Here is a 17,761-nt window from a genome sequence, read left to right as displayed (position 1 = left end):
CCAATCGTCGCTATCGCTCGGGCCTCCAGAGCTGCACCGAGGCGACCGGCTCGAAACCCGCTCCGAGGAAGGCGCGGAGGGCGCGGGCGTTGCCCGGGGCGCAGGCCGCGACGACGACCTCGCCCTCGTCGACGAGCGTCAGCGCGTCGCGCACGACGTCGGTGCCGACGTGGTCCTTCGCGGGGTCGGTCTCGACGCCCACCTCGGGCAGCCCGCCGAGCCCCGTCGAGAGCGTCACGAGCGTGCGGTCGTCGGGGGCGGCGTACCCGAAGGTCGCCACCTCGCTGCGCACCGACGTCGCGTGCTCGGCGCGAGGGTGGTTGCGCAGGTCGCTGCGCGGCACGAGGGCCGGCTCGCCGCCGACGCCGCGGGCGACGAGGACGATGTCGAGCGCGTCGATCCACCCGCTGCCGGCGAGGCGCGACACGAGCCGCGGGCTGCTCGCGCCGCCGAAGCCGTCGGGGCCGAGCGAGCCCAGGGTCCCGTCGGAGACGTCGTCGTCGACGGCGAGGTACGCGTGCCCGGTGAAGGCGACGACGCCCTCCACTCCGTCGCGCCACGGGGCGACCCGCTGCCACCCGCCGTCGACGGCGGGGAAGTCGCCTCCGGACGCCTTGCTGAGGACTTCCGCGATGAGGTGCACGCCGTCCATCAAACCCGTGACGTCCGGCCCGCGCTCGCCGGGGTCCACCTGTTGGCACGGCGCCGTATGCCGTCACGCCGCCCCGGCGCTGCCGCCCCGCCACGTCCGCCGGGTAGGTTGTGGCCATGTCACGACCGCACGCGGCCGCCATCATCGAGGACACCGTCCACGAGCAGGTCGAGCGCGTGCTGCGCAGCCGCGGCTGGGGCAACCGCGTCATCACGCACGTCGGCTACGGCTCGTCGTCCTTCGTGCGCGTGTTCGCGCGGATCCTGCTGGGGCGCAAGGGTCGCGAGAGCACCGAGGGTCCTGAGAGCCGTCAGGACGCCACGGGCGCGATCAGCCCGGCGCACTACGACCGCGGCTGGCGGGCGTTTCTCACCTCTCCCGCGACCGGCGTGCCGGTCAAGGTCACGGTGGGCGACCGTGAGGTGTTCGGCCGGTCCGACCGCGGCGGGCACGTCGACGTCGTCGCCCGCGACCACGGCCTCCCGCCCGGCTGGCAGCAGGCCGTCGTCGAGGTGCAGGGGGCCGAGCCGGTCGCCGCCGACGTCTTCATCGTCGCCGACGACGTGCGCTTCGGGCTCGTGAGCGACATCGACGACACCGTCATCACGACGATGCTGCCGCGACCGATGATCGCCGCGTTCAACACGTTCGTGCGGCGCGGCAAGGCCAGGCACGCGGTGTCGGGCATGGCGCCGATGTACCGCCGCATCCTGTCGGCCCACCCCGGTGCCCCCATCGTCTACGTCTCGACCGGCGCGTGGAACACGGCGGCGACGCTCAACCGCTTCCTCGTCGAGAACGGCTTCCCGCTCGGGCCGCTGCTGCTCACCGACTGGGGCCCGACCAACACCGGCTGGTTCCGCAGCGGCCAGGACCACAAGCGCACGTGCCTGCACCGCCTCGCCCGGGACTTCCCCGACATCCAGTGGCTGCTCGTCGGCGACGACGGCCAGCACGACCCGCAGCTCTACGCCGAGTTCGCGGAGGCCCGCCCCGACCGGGTCGACGCCATCTGCATCCGGCACCTCTCGCCCGCCGAGCAGGTGCTGAGCAAGCCGATGAAGATCGACGCGCCGGTGCGCACCATGGGGCCGGTCAGCGTGTCGACGTTCTCGGCGCCCGACGGGCACCAGCTGCTGCGCGTCCTCGAGGAGCACGGGCGCGTCGGGCCGCCCGTCGCCGCCGACGAGCAGCCGTCACGGCCCCTGCGACAGCCCACCCGCTGACACCGCCTGATGGCAGACTGGCGCCATGCCTGAGCTGCCCGAGGTGCAGGCGCTCGTCGACTTCCTCGCCGAGCGCACGGCCGGGCTCGCCATCACCAAGGTCGAGCTCGCGTCGTTCAGCGTGCTGAAGACGTTCAACCCGCCGCCCCAGGCGCTCGAGGGCGTGCCGGTCGACGGCGTGCACCGGCACGGCAAGTTCCTCGACATCGATGCCGACGGCACCCACCTCGTCTTCCACCTGGCCCGCGCCGGCTGGCTGCGGTGGTCCGACCAGCTGCCGGCGACGGTGGTGCGTCCCGGCAAGTCCCCGATCGCCCTGCGGGTCAGGCTCTCCGACGGCTCGGGCTTCGACCTCACCGAGGCCGGCACGAAGAAGTCGCTGGCGGCCTACATCGTCAAGGACCCGGCCGAGGTGCCCGGTGTGGCGCGCCTGGGCCCCGACCCCCTCGCCGACGACTTCACGCTCGAGCTGTTCCGGTCGATGCTCGACGGCCGGCGCACCCAGATCAAGGGCCTGCTGCGCGACCAGGAGTTCATCGCCGGGGTCGGCAACGCGTACTCCGACGAGATCCTCCACGTGGCGAAGATCAGCCCGTTCGCCATCGCGGCAACGCTCGCCCCCGAGGTGGTCGACCGGCTGTATGCCGCGCTGCGCGACACGCTGGCCCACGCGGTCGAGACGGCGTCCGGCAAGCCGGCCAAGGAGCTCAAGGACGCCAAGCGCGCGGGCATGCGGGTGCACGCCCGCACCGGCGAGAAGTGCCCCGAGTGCGGCGACGTCGTGCGCGAGGTGTCGTTCGCCGACACCTCTCTGCAGTACTGCGCCACCTGCCAGACCGGCGGCAAGCCGCTCGCCGACCGACGAATGTCGAAGCTGCTCAAATAGGCGCGACCGACGAGTTCGTCCGGAATGCAACGCTTCGGCTGACGTGGTTGTCTTCACCGTCATGAAGCCGCTCCAGCGACACCTCACGTCCCCGCTCACGCTGCTCGCCCTCGGCGCCGTGCTCGTCACCGGCGCCTGCGGGCAGGCGAGCCCGTCCGAGAGTGCAGCCACACCTGCGGGTGGCGGCGCACCGGCGAGCTCGACGCCGGCGGCTGGCACGGCAGGCGGGTCCGGGCCGGCGAAGCAGACCGTGACCGCGGGAGGCGTGCGCCTCGAGGCCGAGATGGCACCGGGCGGGGCAGGCATCGCGGCGAGCCCGGGCCTCGTCGTCGACTACTCCCTGACCAACACCGGCTCGAAGCCCCTCGTCGCATACGACGTCGTGCCCGCTGACCTCGGCAGCGCGACCCTCCCCAAGGACGTCGACCCGCAGCACGCCTGGGTCTACGTCGAGTCGGGGGTGCTGCGCCTCAGCAAGCAGGGCTTCGCGACCGCGCCGGACGTGCGGTTCGCGGCCGCCCCGGTGATGGGCGGGCACACCATCGCGCCCGGTGTCACGGTCACGGGCAAGGCGTATGCCGCCACGCCTCCGAAGCTCGACGTGCCCGGTAGGTCGTTCGAGGCCCCCCGAACCCTCGTCGACCCGGCCGTGAAGCAGTGGCAGCTGTGCATCCAGGTCGACGACCGCGCCGCGCAGGCTCGGCCCTCTGCCGTCGGGGGCGGCGTCGTCGAGGTGGCGTCGATGGCTCCCGAGGGCGACCAGCTCGTGTGCACCCAGCCTGCGATGATCCCCGTCTCCTGACGAGGGCTCGAACCGTCAGGTCCGCCGGTCGGTCGCCAGCCCGGCCTCGACCCTGGCCACCGCCCGGCGGCTGCTCGCGAGGTGGTCGCGGAACTCGGCCGCCGCGCGCGCCGCGTCGCGGGACCCGAGCGCCGCCAGGATCGCCCGGTGCTCTGCGATGATCTCGCCCGGTTCGGCGTGCTGGTTGAGCAGCCAAGCCATCCGGCCCGCGACCGGCTCGATGATCGAGGTGAGCACGCGGCTGTCGGCGAGCTCGACGAGGGCGGCGTGGAAGTCGGCGTTGCAGCGCACCGCATCACCCGACCGTCCCGCGGCGAGGTGGGCCTCGGCCGTGCCGACGAGGTCGTCGAGGCGCGTCAGGCCGTCGTCGTCGAGCACGTCGACGAGCCGGTGGGAGAGCACGCCCTCGAGCGCCTCCCGCACCGCGAAGAGCATGGCGACGTCGTCGGGGTCCAGGCGGCGCACGACCATGCCGCGCGTGGCCCGTTCCTCGAGGAAGCCTTCACGCTCGAGGGTGCGCAGCGCCTCGCGCACGGGCACCCGGGACACACCGAGCTGCTCGGCGACGTGACGCTCGACGAGTCGCGTCCCGGGCGCGAGGTCGCCGGTGACGATGCGTTCGCGCAACGTCTGGGTGACCGATCCGCGCAGCGAGACGGCGTGCTCTGCATGTTCCTCACCGGTAGGCATTGACGCTCCTCTCGGGTTTGGTATACCAAATTGGTATACCAAAACTGCTCACCGCTGAGCGTATCCCCTGGAGGTCTCCCCATGTGCCTGCACGACCACGACGCCGTCACGACTCCTCCGCCCTCGGGCCTGTCCCGGCGCGGCGTCCTCGGGGGCGCCGCGCTCCTCGCCGGTCTGGGTGCCGCCGGGGTCGCCGCAGCCGCGCCCGCCGGTGCCGCCGGGCACGGGGGTGACGCCCCGGGTCGTGTCGGGTCGCTCCGTCCGACCGCGGCCCCGCCGCTCGTGGTCGAGGGAGGCTCGGTCGTCGACCCGCTCACCGGGCACGTCGTCGAGGACGGGGTGGTCGTCCTGCGCGACGGCAAGGTGCTCGCGGTCGGCAGCCGGGACGCCACCCGCCGCGCCGTCGCCGACGTCGGCTCGGCCGCGCGCCACATCGAGGCGAGCGGCCGCTGGGTGGTGCCGGGCCTCGTCGACGTGCACGTCCACGCCAACGCGCTCGCGGACGTGCGGGCCCTCGTGCACGCCGGCGCGACCTCCGTGCGCAGCGGGTCGTCCACCTTCTACCAGGACGTCGCCATGCGGTCGCTGCCCGACTACGCGCCGGGCCTCGCGCCCCGCATGCGCGCGGCCGGCGTCTTCGTCTCGCCGCAGCTCGGCGACTCGGCCCTCGCCGACCCCGACCTCGCGCCCTTGGCCGCCCTGCCCGGTGGAGTCACCTCGACCGTCGACATCGCCCACGTCACGAAGGTCAACGTCGCCCGCGGCGTCGACGTGGTCAAGACCCGCGCCAACCCCCGCGCCGGGCTCGCCGAGCAGGACCCGACCGAGCTCGTCTACGACCGCGAGCAGCTCTCGGCCGTCGTGCGCGCCGCCAGCGGTCGTCCCGTCCTCTGCCACGCGTACAGCGAGGAGGGCATCGACGGAGCGGTGCGCGCGGGCGTGCGCAGCATCGAGCACGGTGTCTTCGTCGGCGACGCGACCATCTCCGAGATGGCCCGCCGCGGCACCCACTTCACCCCGACGATGGCTGCGATCACCGGCATGATCGGCTCGAGCAACCCGGTGCTGGACGCGCGCGGCCGGGCCTACACGCCGGTGCTGCAGGCCGCCGTGCGCGAGGCGCACGAGCGCGGGGTCACGATCGTCGCCGGCACCGACTCGTTCGGCACCGACGTCGACCCCATCGGCTCGGAGGTGCGCCTGCTCGTCGAGGCCGGCCTCAGTCACCTCGAGGCGCTGCGCGCCGCGACGACGTATGCCGCCCGCCTCCTCGGCTGGTCGCGGCAGGCGGGGCGCCTCGTGCCCGGAGCCTTCGCCGACGTCGTCGTGGTCGACGCCAACCCGCTGGAGGTCGCCGACGCGCTGGAGCAGGTGCGCGTCGTCGTCGCGCAGGGCGCGGTCGTGCGCGAGTCCTGAGGGCCGGTGCCGGGCGGGCGGCCTCAGAAGTGCATGAACATGCGGCCGCCGCCCAGCGCGCCCAGGCAGCTGAAGAGCAGGGCCGAGCCCGGCCAGATGGCGGCGGCGACGAGACACCACGTCTTGGCGGCGCGCGCGGCCTTCTCCGCGCCGATCCAGTCGCCCTGCGCCCAGCGCGGCTTCACCTGGAGCGACTTGACGACCGCGACGATGCCGAGCGGCATGAAGCAGAAGATCGCGCACACGACCGCCCAGCCGAAGTAGCTCGTCGGGGGAGGCCCGACGCGCGGCGGGCCTGCCCAGGGCGGCGTGACGGCATACGGCAGGGGCGGCGCCGGCGGGACGGCAGGCGGCACGGGGTCAGCGCCCGTCGACGGACCGCTCGCCTGCGGCAGCGGGGTCGTGGGCGAGCCCGGGGTCGTGGGCGAGCCCGGGGTCGTCGGCCCGTCGAGCTGCGGGAGCCAGGCCGACCAGGAGTCCTGCGTCGGGTCCGGGGCGTCCGGGTCGCGCTCCCGGTCGCGGTCGTGCTCGTTCATCAGATGATGTTCGGCTCGCCGTCGGCCGAGAGCTGCTTGCCGGCACGCTGCCACTCGAGCATGCCGCCCTCGACGTTGGCGACGTCGTAGCCCTGGTGGATGAGCCACTGGACGGCGCGAGCCGAGCGGCCGCCCATGCGGCAGACGACGCCGACGGTGTCGTCGGTCTCGGGCAGCTCGTGCAGACGGCTCGGCAGCTCACCGAGCGGGATGTGGATGGCGTTGGGGGCGTGGCCCGCGGCCCACTCGTCGTCCTCGCGGACGTCGACGAGGACGGCGTCGTCGGGCAGCGCGGAGACAGTGGTCGTGGGAATGCTCATGTCCTTATCGTGACACGGAGTCCGGGAGGAACATCCGCGAGGAACATCCGGGAGGAACATCACGAGCGGCGCGAGGCGAGGGTGTTCAGCACCGCGGCCGCCTCTGCGGCGTCGTCGACGGTGACGACGACGGGCGGCTGGCCGATGCGCTCGACGACGAGGGCCTCGCCGGACCGCGTGACGAAGCCGCGGGTGCCGTCCTTGCCGATGCGCCAGCCGTACCCGCCGAACTCACGCAGCGGCGACACAGTGCCGGTGCGGGCCTCGGCGACCCGATCGAGCGGCACCCGGCTCCACGTGAGGAAGAGGCTCGTGACGCGCAGCCCCTCGGCGTCGACGACGACCCGCGCCGAACCGGTGAGCACGAGCAGCGCGACGATGACGACGGCGAGAAGGAGCAGCCACGGCATCCCGAGGACGGCGACGACGAGCAGCGGCGTGACCGCGAGGAGCACGACGAGCAGGATGCCGATGTCGGGCAGTGCCGCGTGCCCCGTCCAGGCGACGCGGGTGGTGTCGGGCACGTCGAGCCGCACCGCACCGGCGGGCACGGGTCGCGGCGTGCCGTCGAGGGCGGGGGGCCTCAGGCGTCCCCAGCGCCAGAGCCCGACGCCCACGACGGCGGCCAGCACGAGGGTGGGGAGCAGCCAGCTCACCGGGAAGGCCTGTGCCACCTCACCGGGTCGCTGCGACGTGAGGCTGCCGAAGAGCAGGCCACCGAGGAAGACGGCGACCGCTCCGCCGAAACCGGCGAGCGGGCCGCGCGCGCTCGGGTGCCACGCCGCGCCGATGACGACGAAGACCAGCGGGAGCAGCGCCGTCATCACCGACGCGGTGACCGCGGCCTCGGTCAGCGACGCGAAACGGTCGGGTCGGCCGCTCGTGCCCCAGTGCACGGCGACGCGCTCGGGCAGACGGTCGCGCACGGCATACGTGAGCAGGAGGCCGGCGACGGTGAGCACCGGCCCGACGAGGGCGCTCGCGACGAGGGCGTGGGTCGGTCGCCGGTCGGCGCCGGCGGAGGCGCTCGTGGCGGCTGGCGTGGTCATCGCTGGAACTCGCTCTCGATCAGTCGGGTGAGGTCGGTGGGGGTGGTGCCGGTGAGGCGGGCCTCGGCGACGAGGTCGGCGACGAGGGAGCGCAGCCGCGCGTCGCCGGCGGGATCGGTGGCCGTGACGACGGCGCCCCGCCCGCGGCGCAGGTCGATGAGGCCCTCGTCGCGCAGCGTCTGGTACGCGCGGAGCACGGTGTGGAGATTGACGTCGAGCACGCCCGCGACCTCCTTCGCCGAGGGCAGCCGGTCGCCGCGCTCGAGCCGCCCGTCCGCCATCTCACGGCGCACGCAAGCTGCGACCTGGACGTGCAGAGGCGTGCTCGACGTCGGGTCCACCTGCCACAACATAATTTGATTATCACTAGAATTATGCCGTGTTTGCAAGCCACTAGGGTGAGCGGGTGAAGATCCTGTCGATCCAGTCCCACGTCGCCTACGGCCACGCCGGCAACTCGGCCGCGGTCTTCCCGCTGCAGCGGCTCGGCCACGAGGTCTACCCCGTGCTCACGGTGACCTTCAGCAACCACACGGGCTACGGCTCGACGCGGGGGCCGCTCATCGCGCCGGCCGACGTCGCCGCGGTCATCGACGGCGTCGAGGAGCGTGGCGCCTTCCCCGCCATCGACGCCGTGCTGTCGGGCTACCAGGGCGCCGAGTCGGTCGGCGAGGTCGTGCTCGACGCCGTCGCCCGCGTCAAGGAGGCCAACCCGGCCGCCGTCTACTGCTGCGACCCCGTCATGGGTGACGTCGGCCGCGGCTTCTTCGTGCGCGAGGGCATCCCCGAGTACATGCGCGACCACGTCGTGCCGAAGGCCGACATCGTCACGCCCAACCAGTTCGAGCTCGAGTTCCTCGTCGGTCGCGAGGTGACGACACAGGCCGACCTCGTCGCGGCCGCGCGGGAGCTCGTCGCCCGCGGGCCGCGCGTCGTGCTCGTCACCTCGGCGCTGACGTCCGACACTCCCGAGGGCTCGATCCAGATGGCCTGCGTGACCGCCGACGACGCGTGGCTCGTCACGACGCCGATGCTGCCGATGACGGTGCGCGGTGGCGGCGACGTGACCGCCGCGGTGTTCCTCGCGCACTTCCTCACCGACGGCCCGCAGGTGGCGCTGAGCCGCACGGCGGCCACCATGTTCGCCGTCCTCGAGCGCACCCACGCCAGCGGCTCGGACGAGATGCTGCTCGTCGCCGAGCAGGAGGCCATCGCCGCTCCCGACGAAGTCTTCGAAATCTCGGCGATCAGTTGACCTCGACGCCCCGGTGGGCGTTATAGTCGCAACGCGCCGTTCCGCATGACCACCCCTGACCGTGCGGAACGGCGCTTTTTAATGCCCGAATTCGCTTGAATCCGAATCAAGTCACTTCGGTTCCCGGTCAGACGGTGGGCGGCCGACCAGAGCCCGCGACGCGCCGATGACGCTCTCTGCGGATGTCTCGGGTGAGGCGTAGAGAGACGTATAGCCTCCGATCGTGGACCCGATCACGAACCCGTACGCCCCGGGCGCGGGCCAGCGCCCGCCCGAGCTCGCCGGACGTGACGAGCAGCTGCGCACCTTCGACGTCGTGCTCGAGCGCATCGCCCGCGGCCGGTCCGAGCGGTCCATCGTGCTGACCGGCCTGCGCGGCGTCGGCAAGACGGTGCTCCTCAACGCGCTGCGCTCCTCGGCCGTGCGCGCCGACTGGGGCACTGGCAAGTTCGAGGCCCGCCCCGACCAGCGGCTGCGCCGACCGCTCGCCGCCGCCGCCCACCAGGCCGTGCGCGAGCTGGGTCACCCTCGCACTGACGACGTCGACCAGGTGCTCGGCATCATCAAGGCCTTCGCGCTGCGCGAGTCGCCGAACGGGGCGAAGCTGCGCGACCGGTGGCAGCCCGGCATCGACGTGCCGGCCGTCTCGGGTCGCGCGGACTCCGGCGACGTCGAGATCGACCTGGTCGAGCTCTTCACCGACATCGGCGGCCTCGCCGCCGACGTCGGCAAGGGCGTCGCCTTCTTCATCGACGAGATGCAGGACCTCGACCCCGAGGACGTCTCGGCCCTCTGCGCCGCGTGCCACGAGATCTCGCAGTCGGGTCTGCCGGTCATCGTCGTCGGGGCCGGACTGCCACACCTCCCGGCCGTGCTGTCGGCGTCGAAGTCCTACTCCGAGAGGCTCTTCCGCTACTCGCGCATCGACCGACTGCCGCGCGACGCGGCCGACCACGCCCTCGTCGGTCCCGCCTCCGAGGAGGGCTGTGACTTCACTCCCGAGGCCCTCGACGAGATGTATGCCGTCACCGCCGGCTACCCCTACTTCATCCAGGCCTACGGCAAGGTCGTGTGGGACGTCGCCCCGTCGTCACCGGTGACGGCGCAGGACATCCGCGTCGCCGTGCCCGAGGCCGAGTCGGAGCTCGCCGTGGGCTTCTTCGGCTCGCGCTTCGAGCGGGCCACGCCGGCGGAGCGCGAGTACCTTCGGGCCATGGCCGACGCCGCGATCGTGAATCCGTCACAGGAACAAGCGGATTCGCGGGGTGACGGTGGGGCGGAACCGGGCGCGGCGGCATACGACCGCGACGGGGTGCAGGAGCGCGAGGCGGTGCCGACCTCGGCAGTCGCCGACGTGCTCGGCCGCAAGCCCCAGTCGCTCTCGCCGGCCCGTGACGCCCTCATCAAGAAGGGCCTCATCTACTCCGGCGAGCGCGGCCTCATCGCGTTCACGGTCCCGCACTTCGGGCGCTACCTGCGCACCCAGGGAGTGTGACCCCGATGCAGCTGAAGCTGGAGCTGATCCCGCTGCCGGTCTCGGACGTGGACCGGGCCATCGAGTTCTACGAGGGCACGCTCGGGTTCACCAAGGACGTCGACGTGAGTCCTGCCGACGGGGTGCGGGTCGTGCAGCTGACGCCTCCCGGCTCGGGGTGCTCGGTCGGCTTCGGCACGGGCCTCGACGTGTATGCCGGCGAGCCGGGCAGCATCCGGGGCCTGCACCTCGTCGTCGAGGACATCGAGCAGGCGCGCGCCGAACTGGTCGGCCGCGGCGTGGAGGTCGGCGACATCCACGACTTCGGCGGTGGCGTGCGCGGCGCCGAGTTCGCCGACCCCGACGGCAACGGCTTCGAGCTGCAGGAGATGGCCTGGCGCAGGGGCGCCGACTACTAGTGGCGGTCCCGGTCATCCGCACGGAACGGCTGCTGCTGCGCGGGTGGACGCCGGACGACCGAGCGCCGTTCGCCGAGCTCAACGCCGACCCGGAGGTGATGGAGCACTTCCCGGCACCGCTCACCCGCGCCGAGTCGGACTCGTTCGTCGACCGGATCGAGCAGCACTTCGAGGAGCATGGCTTCGGCCTCTGGGTGGTGGAGGTCGGCGGGGAGTTCGCCGGCTACACCGGCCTGTCGATCCCCCGGTTCCGCGCGGACTGGATGGAGGCGCGGGAGCAGCCGGTCGTCGAGATCGGCTGGCGTCTGGCGCGATCCGTGTGGGGCATCGGCTATGCCACCGAGGCGGCACGGGCGTGCGCGCGGTTCGCCTTCGACGACCTCGGTCGGTCCGAGATCGTCTCGTTCACGGTCGTGGGCAACGCGCGGTCCCGTGCGGTGATGGAGCGCCTCGGGATGCGTGAGATCGCCGAGTACGACCACCCGGTCGCCGGCGGCGTCTCGATGCCGTCAGTCTGCTACCTGCTGGCCTGCCCGCCCGACGTCAGCCGATGAGCTCCTGGAGCAGCTCGACGGCGCGGCAGGCCGCGCTGTTGCCGGCGGGGTCGCGCACGACGGCCGCGATGTGCCGCACCGGGGTGGGGGCGGTGAGGGGCAGCACGCGCACCTCGGGCGGGATGATGCGTGCGGCGAGCTGGGGCACGGCGGTGATGCCGACGCCCGCCTTGACGAACGCGATCGCGGTGATGTGGTCCTGGGCCTGCACCGCGAAGCGGGGCAGGAACCCGGCGGACTCGCACGCGGCCGCGAAGATGCGCGAGCACGTCGTGTGGGGGAGGTCGTTGCGGATCCAGGTGTCGGCGGCGAGCTGCGCGAGGTTCACCTCGTCCTCGTCGGCGAGCGGATGGTCGGCGGGCAGGATCACGACGTAGGGGTCGACCGCGAGCGGTACCCGCTTCGAACCGGCCGGGTCCTGGGCGCCGGGGGTGTCGATGACGATGTCGAGGTCGAGCGTCGCGCCGGCGTACTCGGGGATCTCGGTGAGCACGAGCTCGAGCGTGAGGTCGGGCATCTCGGTGGTGAGGCGGCGGGCCAGGGTCGGCATCCACTCGGCCCCGGCCGAGGCGAAGTAGCCGATCGTCAGCAGCCCGGACCGGCCCTCGCGCAGGTCCTCGACGACGCGGTCGAGCCGGCTCAGCTCGCCCATGAGGTCGTTGGTGTTGGCGACGAGCGAGCGCGCCGCGGCGGTGGGGCTCAGGCCGCGGCCCTCACGCTCGAAGAGGGTCAGCCCGGTCTCCTTCTGCAGCGCGGAGATCTGCTGGCTGATGGCCGACGGGGTGTAGCCGAGGTTGTCGGCGGCGGCCTGGATGGAGCCGCTGGCCATGACCGAGCGGAACACCCGGATGCGGTGCGTGTCGAGCATGCTTTCATTCTACAGTCAGGCTTAAGGGTTGTGAAGTAAACATCGCTTGTGCTGAATAGTGCAAGGTTGGATCATAGAGGCATGACGACACGCATCCTCTCCCTCGGTTCCCTCCGCTCCTTCGCCTCCGCCGCCCGCCGCGGGCACCTCGCCGGCAGCTCCTGGCTCGCCGTCGACCGCGACCTCGACCGCGTTGCCGGCGACCTGCTCGCCGTCGCGCACGCCGACCCCGAGCGGCTCTCCGCTCCCGCCGTCGCGGCCCCCGTCGCGCCCGTGGACCTCTCCGCCCGACGCGCCCGCTCGGCCGCCGGAATCTCCGTGCCGCGCGACCACGCGCCCCACGCACAGGCCAGCTGACCGCGTACGCGAGTCGTCGCACACACCGCGAACGGCCGGTCGGGCACGAGCCCGGCCGGCCGTTCTGCACGTCCGGCGCCGGTGGGCGCCGCGAGCGAGCGAATCAGAGGTGGTGGAGCAGGAACGCAACCTCGTCGGTGACCACGCGGTCGAGGTGCTCGGGCGAGAAGCACCCGAAGTGGTCCATCGGGTAGCTGAGCAACTGTCCCTGCGGCGCCGCGGCGGCGGTCCGCTCGATCGGCGCCAGGGGCACCATGCCGTCCTGCTCGCCGACCTGGAGCAGGACGGGCACCGTGATGTCCTTCGCGCGGCGGACCGGGCGGTACCGGAACATCCCGAACACGGACGAGCTGTTGACCTCGTTGAGCCAGTCGGTGCCCGCGGTCAGCTGCTCGAAGCCGCGCACCGCCTCCGGGGCGGCGTTCGCGGCGAGCGTGCCTGGAGGGCCGGCGACCGGCACCGTGACGGGGCGTCGCGTGAGCACCTCCCTGAACGCGCGCCAGAGACCCCGCGCCACGACGCCGGGCGGCGCAGGGCGCAGGTTGAACGCGACCCCGTCGGCCACCGGGACGAGTGACACCACGGCCGCGACGCGTGGGTCGTCTGCGGCAGTCACGAGGGCGTGGCCGCCGCCGAACGACATGCCCCAGAGACCGATTCGGGCGGGGTCCACCCCGTCGAGGCCGCGCGCGTGGGCGACGGCGGCCCGCCAGTCCTCGAGCTGCTCACGCAGCGAGAACCACCGCCGCGGCTGGCCGCCGCTGTCGCCCCAGTGGCGGTAGTCGAAGGCCAGCGCGGACATGCCTGCGGAGACGAAGCGCTCTGCGTAGGCCGGTATGCCGTCGCCACGCGTCAGCGTGCCCCCGGGACCCATAACCACGCAGGCGAACGGCCCGGCGTCGCGATCCGGCCGGTAGAAGGTCGCCGCGCACTGCACTCCGCCGGACACGAACGGAACCTCGAGCCGTTCCATCCCTCGAGGCTAGTGACGATCGGTCGGCCCGTGCGCCGGTTTCGCTGCGCCGGGCAGGACGAGACGCCGGATCGACCGTCGGCAGCACCGGACCGGCACGCCCGAGTTCGCAACCTCGTGGTCCGGACGGCATGCTCGGGGCATGCCAGCGCCCCTCGACGTCCTGCTCGCCGTCACCGGCCTGGCGCTCCTCGTGGTCGCCCTGCGCACCTCCCGTGCCGAGCCGCGGCGCTGGCGCAGCGGAGTCCTGCTGGCCGGATCCCTCTGGGCGGCAAGCGTGCTCGTCGTCGACCTGCTCACCCCACTGAGGGCCCTGACGGCCGTGCTGGCCCTGCCGTGGCTCGCTGCCGCGGTGCTCGGGCTCCTCTTCGTGGGCAGCGCCGCCTCCGCGGCAGTGCGCGACGGCGCCAGCCTCGTGGGGTCGCTGGCGCTGCTCCTCGGCCTCGCGATGGTGGCGGCGACCGTCCTCGTGGCGGTCGCCACGGTCGGCGGTAGTCCGTGGCCGCTGGCCGCCACGATGGTCCTGCTGCTGCCGGGCTACCCCGGGCTCACCTTCCTCAGCTACCTGCTCTACTGCCTCCTCCAGCGGCGCGCCGATCCTCGCCCGGCGCCCCTCGCCGTCGTCGTGCTCGGCTCGGGGCTCGTCGAGGGGACCGTGCCGACGCTGCTGGCCAACCGGCTGGACGCGGCGGTCGAGGTCTGGCGGGCCGAGCGGGGTGCCGGGCGCGAGCCGCTCGTCGTCCCGAGCGGCGGCCAGGGCGACGACGAGCCGATGGCCGAGGGCGTGGCGATGTCGGCCTACCTCGTCGCGCACGGCCTGCCCACCGACGCGGTCGCCACCGAGGACCGGGCGACGACGACGGAGGAGAACCTGCTGCTGTCACGCGAGATCCTGCGCGCCCGCGGACTCGACGGCGACGGGCACCTCCGCGTCGTGACGAGCAGCTTCCACGTCGGGCGCTCGGCCCTCATCACCCGCCGGCTCGGGATCGACGCCGACGTCACCGGCGCACCGGCGGCCTGGCACTTCGTGCCGAGCGCGTTCCTGCGCGAGTTCCTCGCCGCCGTCACCTACCGCCCGCGCACCAACGTGGCCGGCCTTCTCCTGTGGGCCTTTTCGACCGCCCTCCTTGCGTATGCCGTCGGGCCGGGCTGAGCACGCCCGCCCGGCCCACCCGGGTCACCCCGTGGCGGAGTCGCCGACGTCCTTGGTGAGGTCGTCGCGAAGCACTCGTTTGAGCAGCTTGCCGCTCTGGTTGCGGGGAAGGCCGTCGACGAAGTGGACGGCCTTGGGCAGCTTGAACGGGGCCAGCGACCCGCGCGCGTGCTCGACGAGCTCCGCCTCGCTCACCGTGTGGCCCTCGCGCAGCACGACGACCGCCGTGACGGCCTCGACCCACCGCTCGTGCGGCGTCGCGATGACGGCCACCTCGGCCACGGCCGGGTGCGTGTAGAGCGCGTCCTCGACCTCGCGCGAGGCGACCATGACGCCACCGGTGTTGATGACGTCCTTGATGCGGTCGACGACGGTGAGGTGGCCCTCCTCGTCGCGGGTCACGAGGTCGCCGGAGTGGAACCAGCCGTCACGGAAGGCCTCGTCGGTGGCGTCCGGCTTGTTCCAGTAGCCGGTGCACAGCTGGGGCGAGCGGTAGAGCAGCTCGCCCGGCTCGCCGGCCGACACGTCGACGCCCTCGGGGTCGACGACTCGCGCCTCGACGAACAGCACCGTCCGCCCGCAGGCCTCGGGTCGGGCGGCGTGCTCCTCGGGCCGCAGCACGGTCGCGAGCGGTCCGATCTCCGACTGCCCGAAACAGTTCCAGAAGCCGAGGTCGGGCAGTCGCTGCTGCAGACGGTCACGCACGGGCACCGGCATGATCGAAGCGCCGTAGTACGCCTTGTGCAGCGAGCCGAGGTCGGCCGTGTCGAGCGCCGGGTGGTTCGACAGCGGCACCCACACGGTCGGGGCGAGGAAGAGCGACCCGATGCGCTGCGAGGCGACCTTCTCGAGAATCGTGGGCACGTCGGGCCGCGTGAGCAGGTGGTTCGACGCGCCCACCGCGAGGTAGGGCAGGAGGAAGACGTGCATCTGGGCCGAGTGGTAGAGCGGCATCGAGTGCAGCGGTGCGTCGCCCTCGCGCAGGTCGAGCCCGACGATGCACGACACGTACTCGTGCACGAGCGCGCGGTGGGTCATCATCGCGCCCTTGGGCTGCGACGTCGTGCCGGACGTGTAGAGCAGCTGCACGAGGTCGGTGTCCGACCGCTCGACCTCGAGGTCCGGCACGTCGCCGTCGCTCCAGAGCGGCAGCACCGCGCCGTCGGCGCCGTGGAGCAGCAGCACCTGCTCGAGCGACGTGCCCTCGCGCACTGCCTCGACCGCCTCGCGCAGCGCGACGTCGACGAGCGCCACCCGGGCGCCGGAGTCGCCGAGCAGGTAGGTGAGCTCGCGGCCGGTCAGGGCGTGGTTGACCGGCACGTGCACGAGCCCCGCGCGGGCGCAGCCGAGGAAGGCGAGCAGGTACGCGTCGGAGTTGAGTCCCACCGTCGCCACCCGGTCGCCCGCGGCGAGCCCGAGACCCAGCAGGTGCGCTGCCGCGCGGGTGACCGCGTCGTCGAGGGCGGCATACGTCCACGTGCGGTCCTCGAAGACGAGGGCCGTGCGGTCGGGGTGGCGCGCCGCACTGCGTCGCACGACGTCGTCGACGGTGCTCGACGTGGGGCTCGACGTGGGGCTCGACGTGGTGCTCGAGAAGGTGGCGTTCACTCGGTGTCTCCGTTCGGGGCGGCGAAGGCGGTGATGAGGGCGTCGGCCTCGGGGGTGGCCGAGAGGCGCGCGATGGTGGCGGCCTCCTCGGCGAGCTGGGCGGCATACGGCCGCTCGGGCGCGAGGCGCAGCAGCCGGGCCGCCTCGCCGACGGCCTCACGCGGCAGCGCGGCGATGCCGGCGACGACCTCGCCGGCGCGGGCCTCGAGGTCGTCGAGGTCGACCACCTCGGTCACCAGGCCCCAGTCGAGCGCCGTCGCGGCATCGAGGGTCGCCCCGGAGAGGAGGAAGAGCGCCGCCCGGCGGGCACCGACCGCCGCGGGCAGCAGGGCGCTCACGCCGCAGTCGGGCGACAGGCCCACCGACGGATAGGCCGCCACGAAGGTCGCGTGCTCGGCCGCGACGACGACGTCGGCCGCGAGGAGCAGTCCGATGCCGGCACCGGCCGCGGTGCCCTGGACGACCGCGACGACGGGGACCGGCAGGGCCCGCAGCGCGACGAGGGCGTCGTGCAGCACCCCGGCGAGCTCCGCGACGAACGCCGGTCGGTCGGCCGCGGCCGCCATGGCCCGCACGTCGCCGCCCACGCAGAAGAGCCGCCCCTCGGCGCGCACCACGACGACGTCGATGTCGCGGACGGTCCGGGCGATCTCGGTGACCGCGTCACGCAGCGCGGTGGCGGCCGGCAGGTCGAGGGCGTTCCCGGTGTCGGGACGGCCGAGCCGGATGGTGGCCACGCCGTCCGACACCGACAGGGGCAGCAGCGTCGTCACCCGGTCATCCTGCCCCGCCGCGGTTCCCGGGACCAGAGTCCGTCCTGCGGAGATGGGGAGCGCCGCGCCGAAACATGGGGAGCCGCACCCGATGTGACACCCCTTGCCCGAGCCGCACCCTGAGGGGGCGTCGACAAGCCGTCGGCGTCCCAGCACAGAGAGAAGGACAGATCCTCATGAAGCGGTTCCTCATCGAGCGCGAGATCCCCGGAGCCTCCACGCTCACGATGACCGACCTGTGCGAGATCGCTCGCACGTCCAACGCCGCCGTCGACTCGCTCGGTGTCCCCTACACCTGGGTCACGAGCTACGTCGCCGGCGACAAGATCTACTGCGTCCACGAGGCGGAGGACGCCGAGACGATCCTCGAGCACGCCCGCCGCGGTGGCTTCCCGGCCAACCTCGTCGCCGAGGTGACCAACGAGTTCGGCCCGCACACAGCGGAGTACGTCGCAGCCTGACCGGCGCGACGCGAGAGCGGAGAGGGGGGATGACCATGAACGACACCCAGATGTACGCGTTGCTCCACGAGCTGGAGCGGCGCCGGTCCGGTGGGGCCTGGGAGACGACGCGACAGAGACGCGACCGTCACCGGGGGCTGCAACGGAGCGCTCGGGAGATCTCGCTCGAGGTGCGCCGGCAGCGGCGCCACGGCGAGGCCGCCTGACCAGCGGGGGCGGGAGGCAGGGGGAGCCTCCCGCCCCCGACGTCGTGGCGGCGTGCGCCCGGCGGCCGGCGGCCGGCGGA

The 17,761-nt window shown here is 73.1% G+C and carries 22 protein-coding genes; 12 read left to right on the top strand and 10 right to left on the bottom strand.

Features of this window, described 5'->3' with window-relative positions; all coding sequences use genetic code 11:
* Window positions 1-10: 10 nt before the first annotated feature.
* Window positions 11-643: an N-acetyltransferase gene (locus ACXR8F_RS04205; RefSeq protein WP_458798868.1), complete on the bottom strand. Its 633-nt coding sequence runs from the start codon at window positions 641-643 to the stop codon at window positions 11-13.
* Between the two features lie 125 nt (window positions 644-768).
* On the opposite strand from ACXR8F_RS04205, the gene ACXR8F_RS04200 reads away from it, so the two are divergent.
* From ACXR8F_RS04200 to ACXR8F_RS04190, 3 genes are read left to right on the top strand one after another with little or no spacing between them, the layout of a single operon-like run.
* Window positions 769-1,878, top strand: a complete 1,110-nt coding sequence (locus tag ACXR8F_RS04200) for an App1 family protein (RefSeq protein WP_045192866.1) — start codon at window positions 769-771, stop codon at window positions 1,876-1,878.
* 25 nt (window positions 1,879-1,903) lie between these two features.
* Window positions 1,904-2,764 (top strand): Fpg/Nei family DNA glycosylase, encoded by an 861-nt coding sequence (locus ACXR8F_RS04195; protein ID WP_458798867.1) that lies wholly within the window; start codon window positions 1,904-1,906, stop codon window positions 2,762-2,764.
* Between the two features lie 43 nt (window positions 2,765-2,807).
* On the top strand, window positions 2,808-3,566 hold the full coding sequence (locus tag ACXR8F_RS04190) for a hypothetical protein (RefSeq protein ID WP_458798866.1): 759 nt from the start codon (window positions 2,808-2,810) through the stop codon (window positions 3,564-3,566).
* Between the two features lie 15 nt (window positions 3,567-3,581).
* On the opposite strand, the gene ACXR8F_RS04185 is transcribed toward ACXR8F_RS04190, so the two are convergent.
* The gene (locus ACXR8F_RS04185; RefSeq protein WP_458798865.1) at window positions 3,582-4,256 is read right to left on the bottom strand and encodes a GntR family transcriptional regulator; all 675 of its coding nucleotides are present in this window, start codon (window positions 4,254-4,256) and stop codon (window positions 3,582-3,584) included.
* A gap of 81 nt (window positions 4,257-4,337) precedes the next feature.
* Between ACXR8F_RS04185 and ACXR8F_RS04180 the strand changes: the two genes are divergently transcribed.
* Window positions 4,338-5,672: an amidohydrolase family protein gene (locus tag ACXR8F_RS04180; protein ID WP_458798864.1), complete on the top strand. Its 1,335-nt coding sequence runs from the start codon at window positions 4,338-4,340 to the stop codon at window positions 5,670-5,672.
* A 23-nt stretch (window positions 5,673-5,695) separates the two neighbouring features.
* On the opposite strand, the gene ACXR8F_RS04175 is transcribed toward ACXR8F_RS04180, so the two are convergent.
* From ACXR8F_RS04175 to ACXR8F_RS04160, 4 genes are read right to left on the bottom strand one after another with little or no spacing between them, the layout of a single operon-like run.
* A complete protein-coding gene (locus ACXR8F_RS04175; protein ID WP_458798863.1) occupies window positions 5,696-6,208 on the bottom strand; it encodes a CD225/dispanin family protein in 513 nt (170 codons plus the stop codon).
* The gene (locus ACXR8F_RS04170; protein ID WP_458798862.1) at window positions 6,208-6,528 is read right to left on the bottom strand and encodes a rhodanese-like domain-containing protein; all 321 of its coding nucleotides are present in this window, start codon (window positions 6,526-6,528) and stop codon (window positions 6,208-6,210) included. The genes ACXR8F_RS04175 and ACXR8F_RS04170 overlap by 1 nt, the downstream gene beginning before the upstream one ends.
* A gap of 59 nt (window positions 6,529-6,587) precedes the next feature.
* On the bottom strand, window positions 6,588-7,577 hold the full coding sequence (locus ACXR8F_RS04165; protein ID WP_458798861.1) for a DUF1648 domain-containing protein: 990 nt from the start codon (window positions 7,575-7,577) through the stop codon (window positions 6,588-6,590).
* Window positions 7,574-7,930 (bottom strand): GntR family transcriptional regulator, encoded by a 357-nt coding sequence (locus tag ACXR8F_RS04160; protein WP_045192873.1) that lies wholly within the window; start codon window positions 7,928-7,930, stop codon window positions 7,574-7,576. The genes ACXR8F_RS04165 and ACXR8F_RS04160 overlap by 4 nt, the downstream gene beginning before the upstream one ends.
* 53 nt (window positions 7,931-7,983) lie before the next feature.
* On the opposite strand from ACXR8F_RS04160, the gene pdxY reads away from it, so the two are divergent.
* The 4 genes from pdxY (at window position 7,984) to ACXR8F_RS04140 (ending at window position 11,279) form a co-directional block, all read left to right on the top strand.
* A complete protein-coding gene (gene pdxY / locus ACXR8F_RS04155) occupies window positions 7,984-8,832 on the top strand; it encodes a pyridoxal kinase PdxY (RefSeq protein WP_045192874.1) in 849 nt (282 codons plus the stop codon).
* 223 nt (window positions 8,833-9,055) lie between these two features.
* Entirely contained in the window at window positions 9,056-10,327 is a 1,272-nt protein-coding gene (locus tag ACXR8F_RS04150; protein WP_045192875.1) for an ATP-binding protein, read from the top strand.
* Window positions 10,328-10,332: 5 nt separating this feature from the next.
* On the top strand, window positions 10,333-10,725 hold the full coding sequence (locus ACXR8F_RS04145; protein WP_045193010.1) for a VOC family protein: 393 nt from the start codon (window positions 10,333-10,335) through the stop codon (window positions 10,723-10,725).
* Window positions 10,725-11,279, top strand: coding sequence for a GNAT family N-acetyltransferase (locus tag ACXR8F_RS04140; RefSeq protein ID WP_458798860.1), 555 nt, complete (start codon window positions 10,725-10,727; stop codon window positions 11,277-11,279). Before ACXR8F_RS04145 ends, ACXR8F_RS04140 begins: the two co-directional genes overlap by 1 nt.
* Here the strand turns inward: ACXR8F_RS04140 and ACXR8F_RS04135 are convergent.
* A complete protein-coding gene (locus ACXR8F_RS04135; protein WP_458798859.1) occupies window positions 11,269-12,147 on the bottom strand; it encodes a LysR family transcriptional regulator in 879 nt (292 codons plus the stop codon). The two genes, ACXR8F_RS04140 and ACXR8F_RS04135, sit on opposite strands and share 11 nt — an antisense overlap.
* 81 nt (window positions 12,148-12,228) lie before the next feature.
* Between ACXR8F_RS04135 and ACXR8F_RS04130 the strand changes: the two genes are divergently transcribed.
* Window positions 12,229-12,504: a hypothetical protein gene (locus ACXR8F_RS04130; protein ID WP_458798858.1), complete on the top strand. Its 276-nt coding sequence runs from the start codon at window positions 12,229-12,231 to the stop codon at window positions 12,502-12,504.
* 103 nt (window positions 12,505-12,607) lie between these two features.
* On the opposite strand, the gene ACXR8F_RS04125 is transcribed toward ACXR8F_RS04130, so the two are convergent.
* Window positions 12,608-13,477: an alpha/beta hydrolase gene (locus ACXR8F_RS04125; RefSeq protein WP_458798857.1), complete on the bottom strand. Its 870-nt coding sequence runs from the start codon at window positions 13,475-13,477 to the stop codon at window positions 12,608-12,610.
* A 142-nt stretch (window positions 13,478-13,619) separates the two neighbouring features.
* On the opposite strand from ACXR8F_RS04125, the gene ACXR8F_RS04120 reads away from it, so the two are divergent.
* Window positions 13,620-14,633: a YdcF family protein gene (locus ACXR8F_RS04120; RefSeq protein WP_458798856.1), complete on the top strand. Its 1,014-nt coding sequence runs from the start codon at window positions 13,620-13,622 to the stop codon at window positions 14,631-14,633.
* A 24-nt stretch (window positions 14,634-14,657) separates the two neighbouring features.
* On the opposite strand, the gene ACXR8F_RS04115 is transcribed toward ACXR8F_RS04120, so the two are convergent.
* Entirely contained in the window at window positions 14,658-16,241 is a 1,584-nt protein-coding gene (locus tag ACXR8F_RS04115; RefSeq protein WP_458798855.1) for a fatty acyl-CoA synthetase, read from the bottom strand.
* Window positions 16,238-17,014 (bottom strand): enoyl-CoA hydratase/isomerase family protein, encoded by a 777-nt coding sequence (locus tag ACXR8F_RS04110; protein WP_458798854.1) that lies wholly within the window; start codon window positions 17,012-17,014, stop codon window positions 16,238-16,240. The genes ACXR8F_RS04115 and ACXR8F_RS04110 overlap by 4 nt, the downstream gene beginning before the upstream one ends.
* A 176-nt stretch (window positions 17,015-17,190) precedes the next feature.
* On the opposite strand from ACXR8F_RS04110, the gene ACXR8F_RS04105 reads away from it, so the two are divergent.
* Both ACXR8F_RS04105 and ACXR8F_RS04100 read left to right on the top strand, forming a co-directional pair.
* The gene (locus tag ACXR8F_RS04105; RefSeq protein ID WP_045192881.1) at window positions 17,191-17,475 is read left to right on the top strand and encodes a DUF4242 domain-containing protein; all 285 of its coding nucleotides are present in this window, start codon (window positions 17,191-17,193) and stop codon (window positions 17,473-17,475) included.
* 35 nt (window positions 17,476-17,510) lie between these two features.
* Entirely contained in the window at window positions 17,511-17,681 is a 171-nt protein-coding gene (locus ACXR8F_RS04100) for a hypothetical protein (protein WP_458798853.1), read from the top strand.
* Window positions 17,682-17,761: the final 80 nt, after the last annotated feature.

The sequence above is a fragment of the Terrabacter sp. AAH1 genome, from assembly GCF_054456855.1.
The sequence above is the reverse complement of the archived record's forward strand: the minus strand, read 5'-3'. Positions and strand labels throughout refer to the sequence as shown.

What these genes read in the sequence shown, in the direction of transcription:
- ACXR8F_RS04130 (WP_458798858.1), top strand. Translation starts at nt 12,229, where the DNA reads ATGACGACACGCATCCTCTCCCTCGGTTCCCTCCGCTCCTTCGCCTCC.
- ACXR8F_RS04185 (WP_458798865.1), bottom strand. Translation starts at nt 4,256, where the DNA reads ATGCCTACCGGTGAGGAACATGCAGAGCACGCCGTCTCGCTGCGCGGA.
- ACXR8F_RS04135 (WP_458798859.1), bottom strand. Translation starts at nt 12,147, where the DNA reads ATGCTCGACACGCACCGCATCCGGGTGTTCCGCTCGGTCATGGCCAGC.
- ACXR8F_RS04145 (WP_045193010.1), top strand. Translation starts at nt 10,333, where the DNA reads ATGCAGCTGAAGCTGGAGCTGATCCCGCTGCCGGTCTCGGACGTGGAC.
- ACXR8F_RS04175 (WP_458798863.1), bottom strand. Translation starts at nt 6,208, where the DNA reads ATGAACGAGCACGACCGCGACCGGGAGCGCGACCCGGACGCCCCGGAC.
- ACXR8F_RS04165 (WP_458798861.1), bottom strand. Translation starts at nt 7,577, where the DNA reads ATGACCACGCCAGCCGCCACGAGCGCCTCCGCCGGCGCCGACCGGCGA.
- ACXR8F_RS04105 (WP_045192881.1), top strand. Translation starts at nt 17,191, where the DNA reads ATGAAGCGGTTCCTCATCGAGCGCGAGATCCCCGGAGCCTCCACGCTC.
- ACXR8F_RS04125 (WP_458798857.1), bottom strand. Translation starts at nt 13,477, where the DNA reads ATGGAACGGCTCGAGGTTCCGTTCGTGTCCGGCGGAGTGCAGTGCGCG.
- ACXR8F_RS04100 (WP_458798853.1), top strand. Translation starts at nt 17,511, where the DNA reads ATGAACGACACCCAGATGTACGCGTTGCTCCACGAGCTGGAGCGGCGC.
- ACXR8F_RS04200 (WP_045192866.1), top strand. Translation starts at nt 769, where the DNA reads ATGTCACGACCGCACGCGGCCGCCATCATCGAGGACACCGTCCACGAG.
- ACXR8F_RS04120 (WP_458798856.1), top strand. Translation starts at nt 13,620, where the DNA reads ATGCCAGCGCCCCTCGACGTCCTGCTCGCCGTCACCGGCCTGGCGCTC.
- ACXR8F_RS04195 (WP_458798867.1), top strand. Translation starts at nt 1,904, where the DNA reads ATGCCTGAGCTGCCCGAGGTGCAGGCGCTCGTCGACTTCCTCGCCGAG.
- ACXR8F_RS04180 (WP_458798864.1), top strand. Translation starts at nt 4,338, where the DNA reads ATGTGCCTGCACGACCACGACGCCGTCACGACTCCTCCGCCCTCGGGC.
- ACXR8F_RS04170 (WP_458798862.1), bottom strand. Translation starts at nt 6,528, where the DNA reads ATGAGCATTCCCACGACCACTGTCTCCGCGCTGCCCGACGACGCCGTC.
- ACXR8F_RS04160 (WP_045192873.1), bottom strand. Translation starts at nt 7,930, where the DNA reads ATGTTGTGGCAGGTGGACCCGACGTCGAGCACGCCTCTGCACGTCCAG.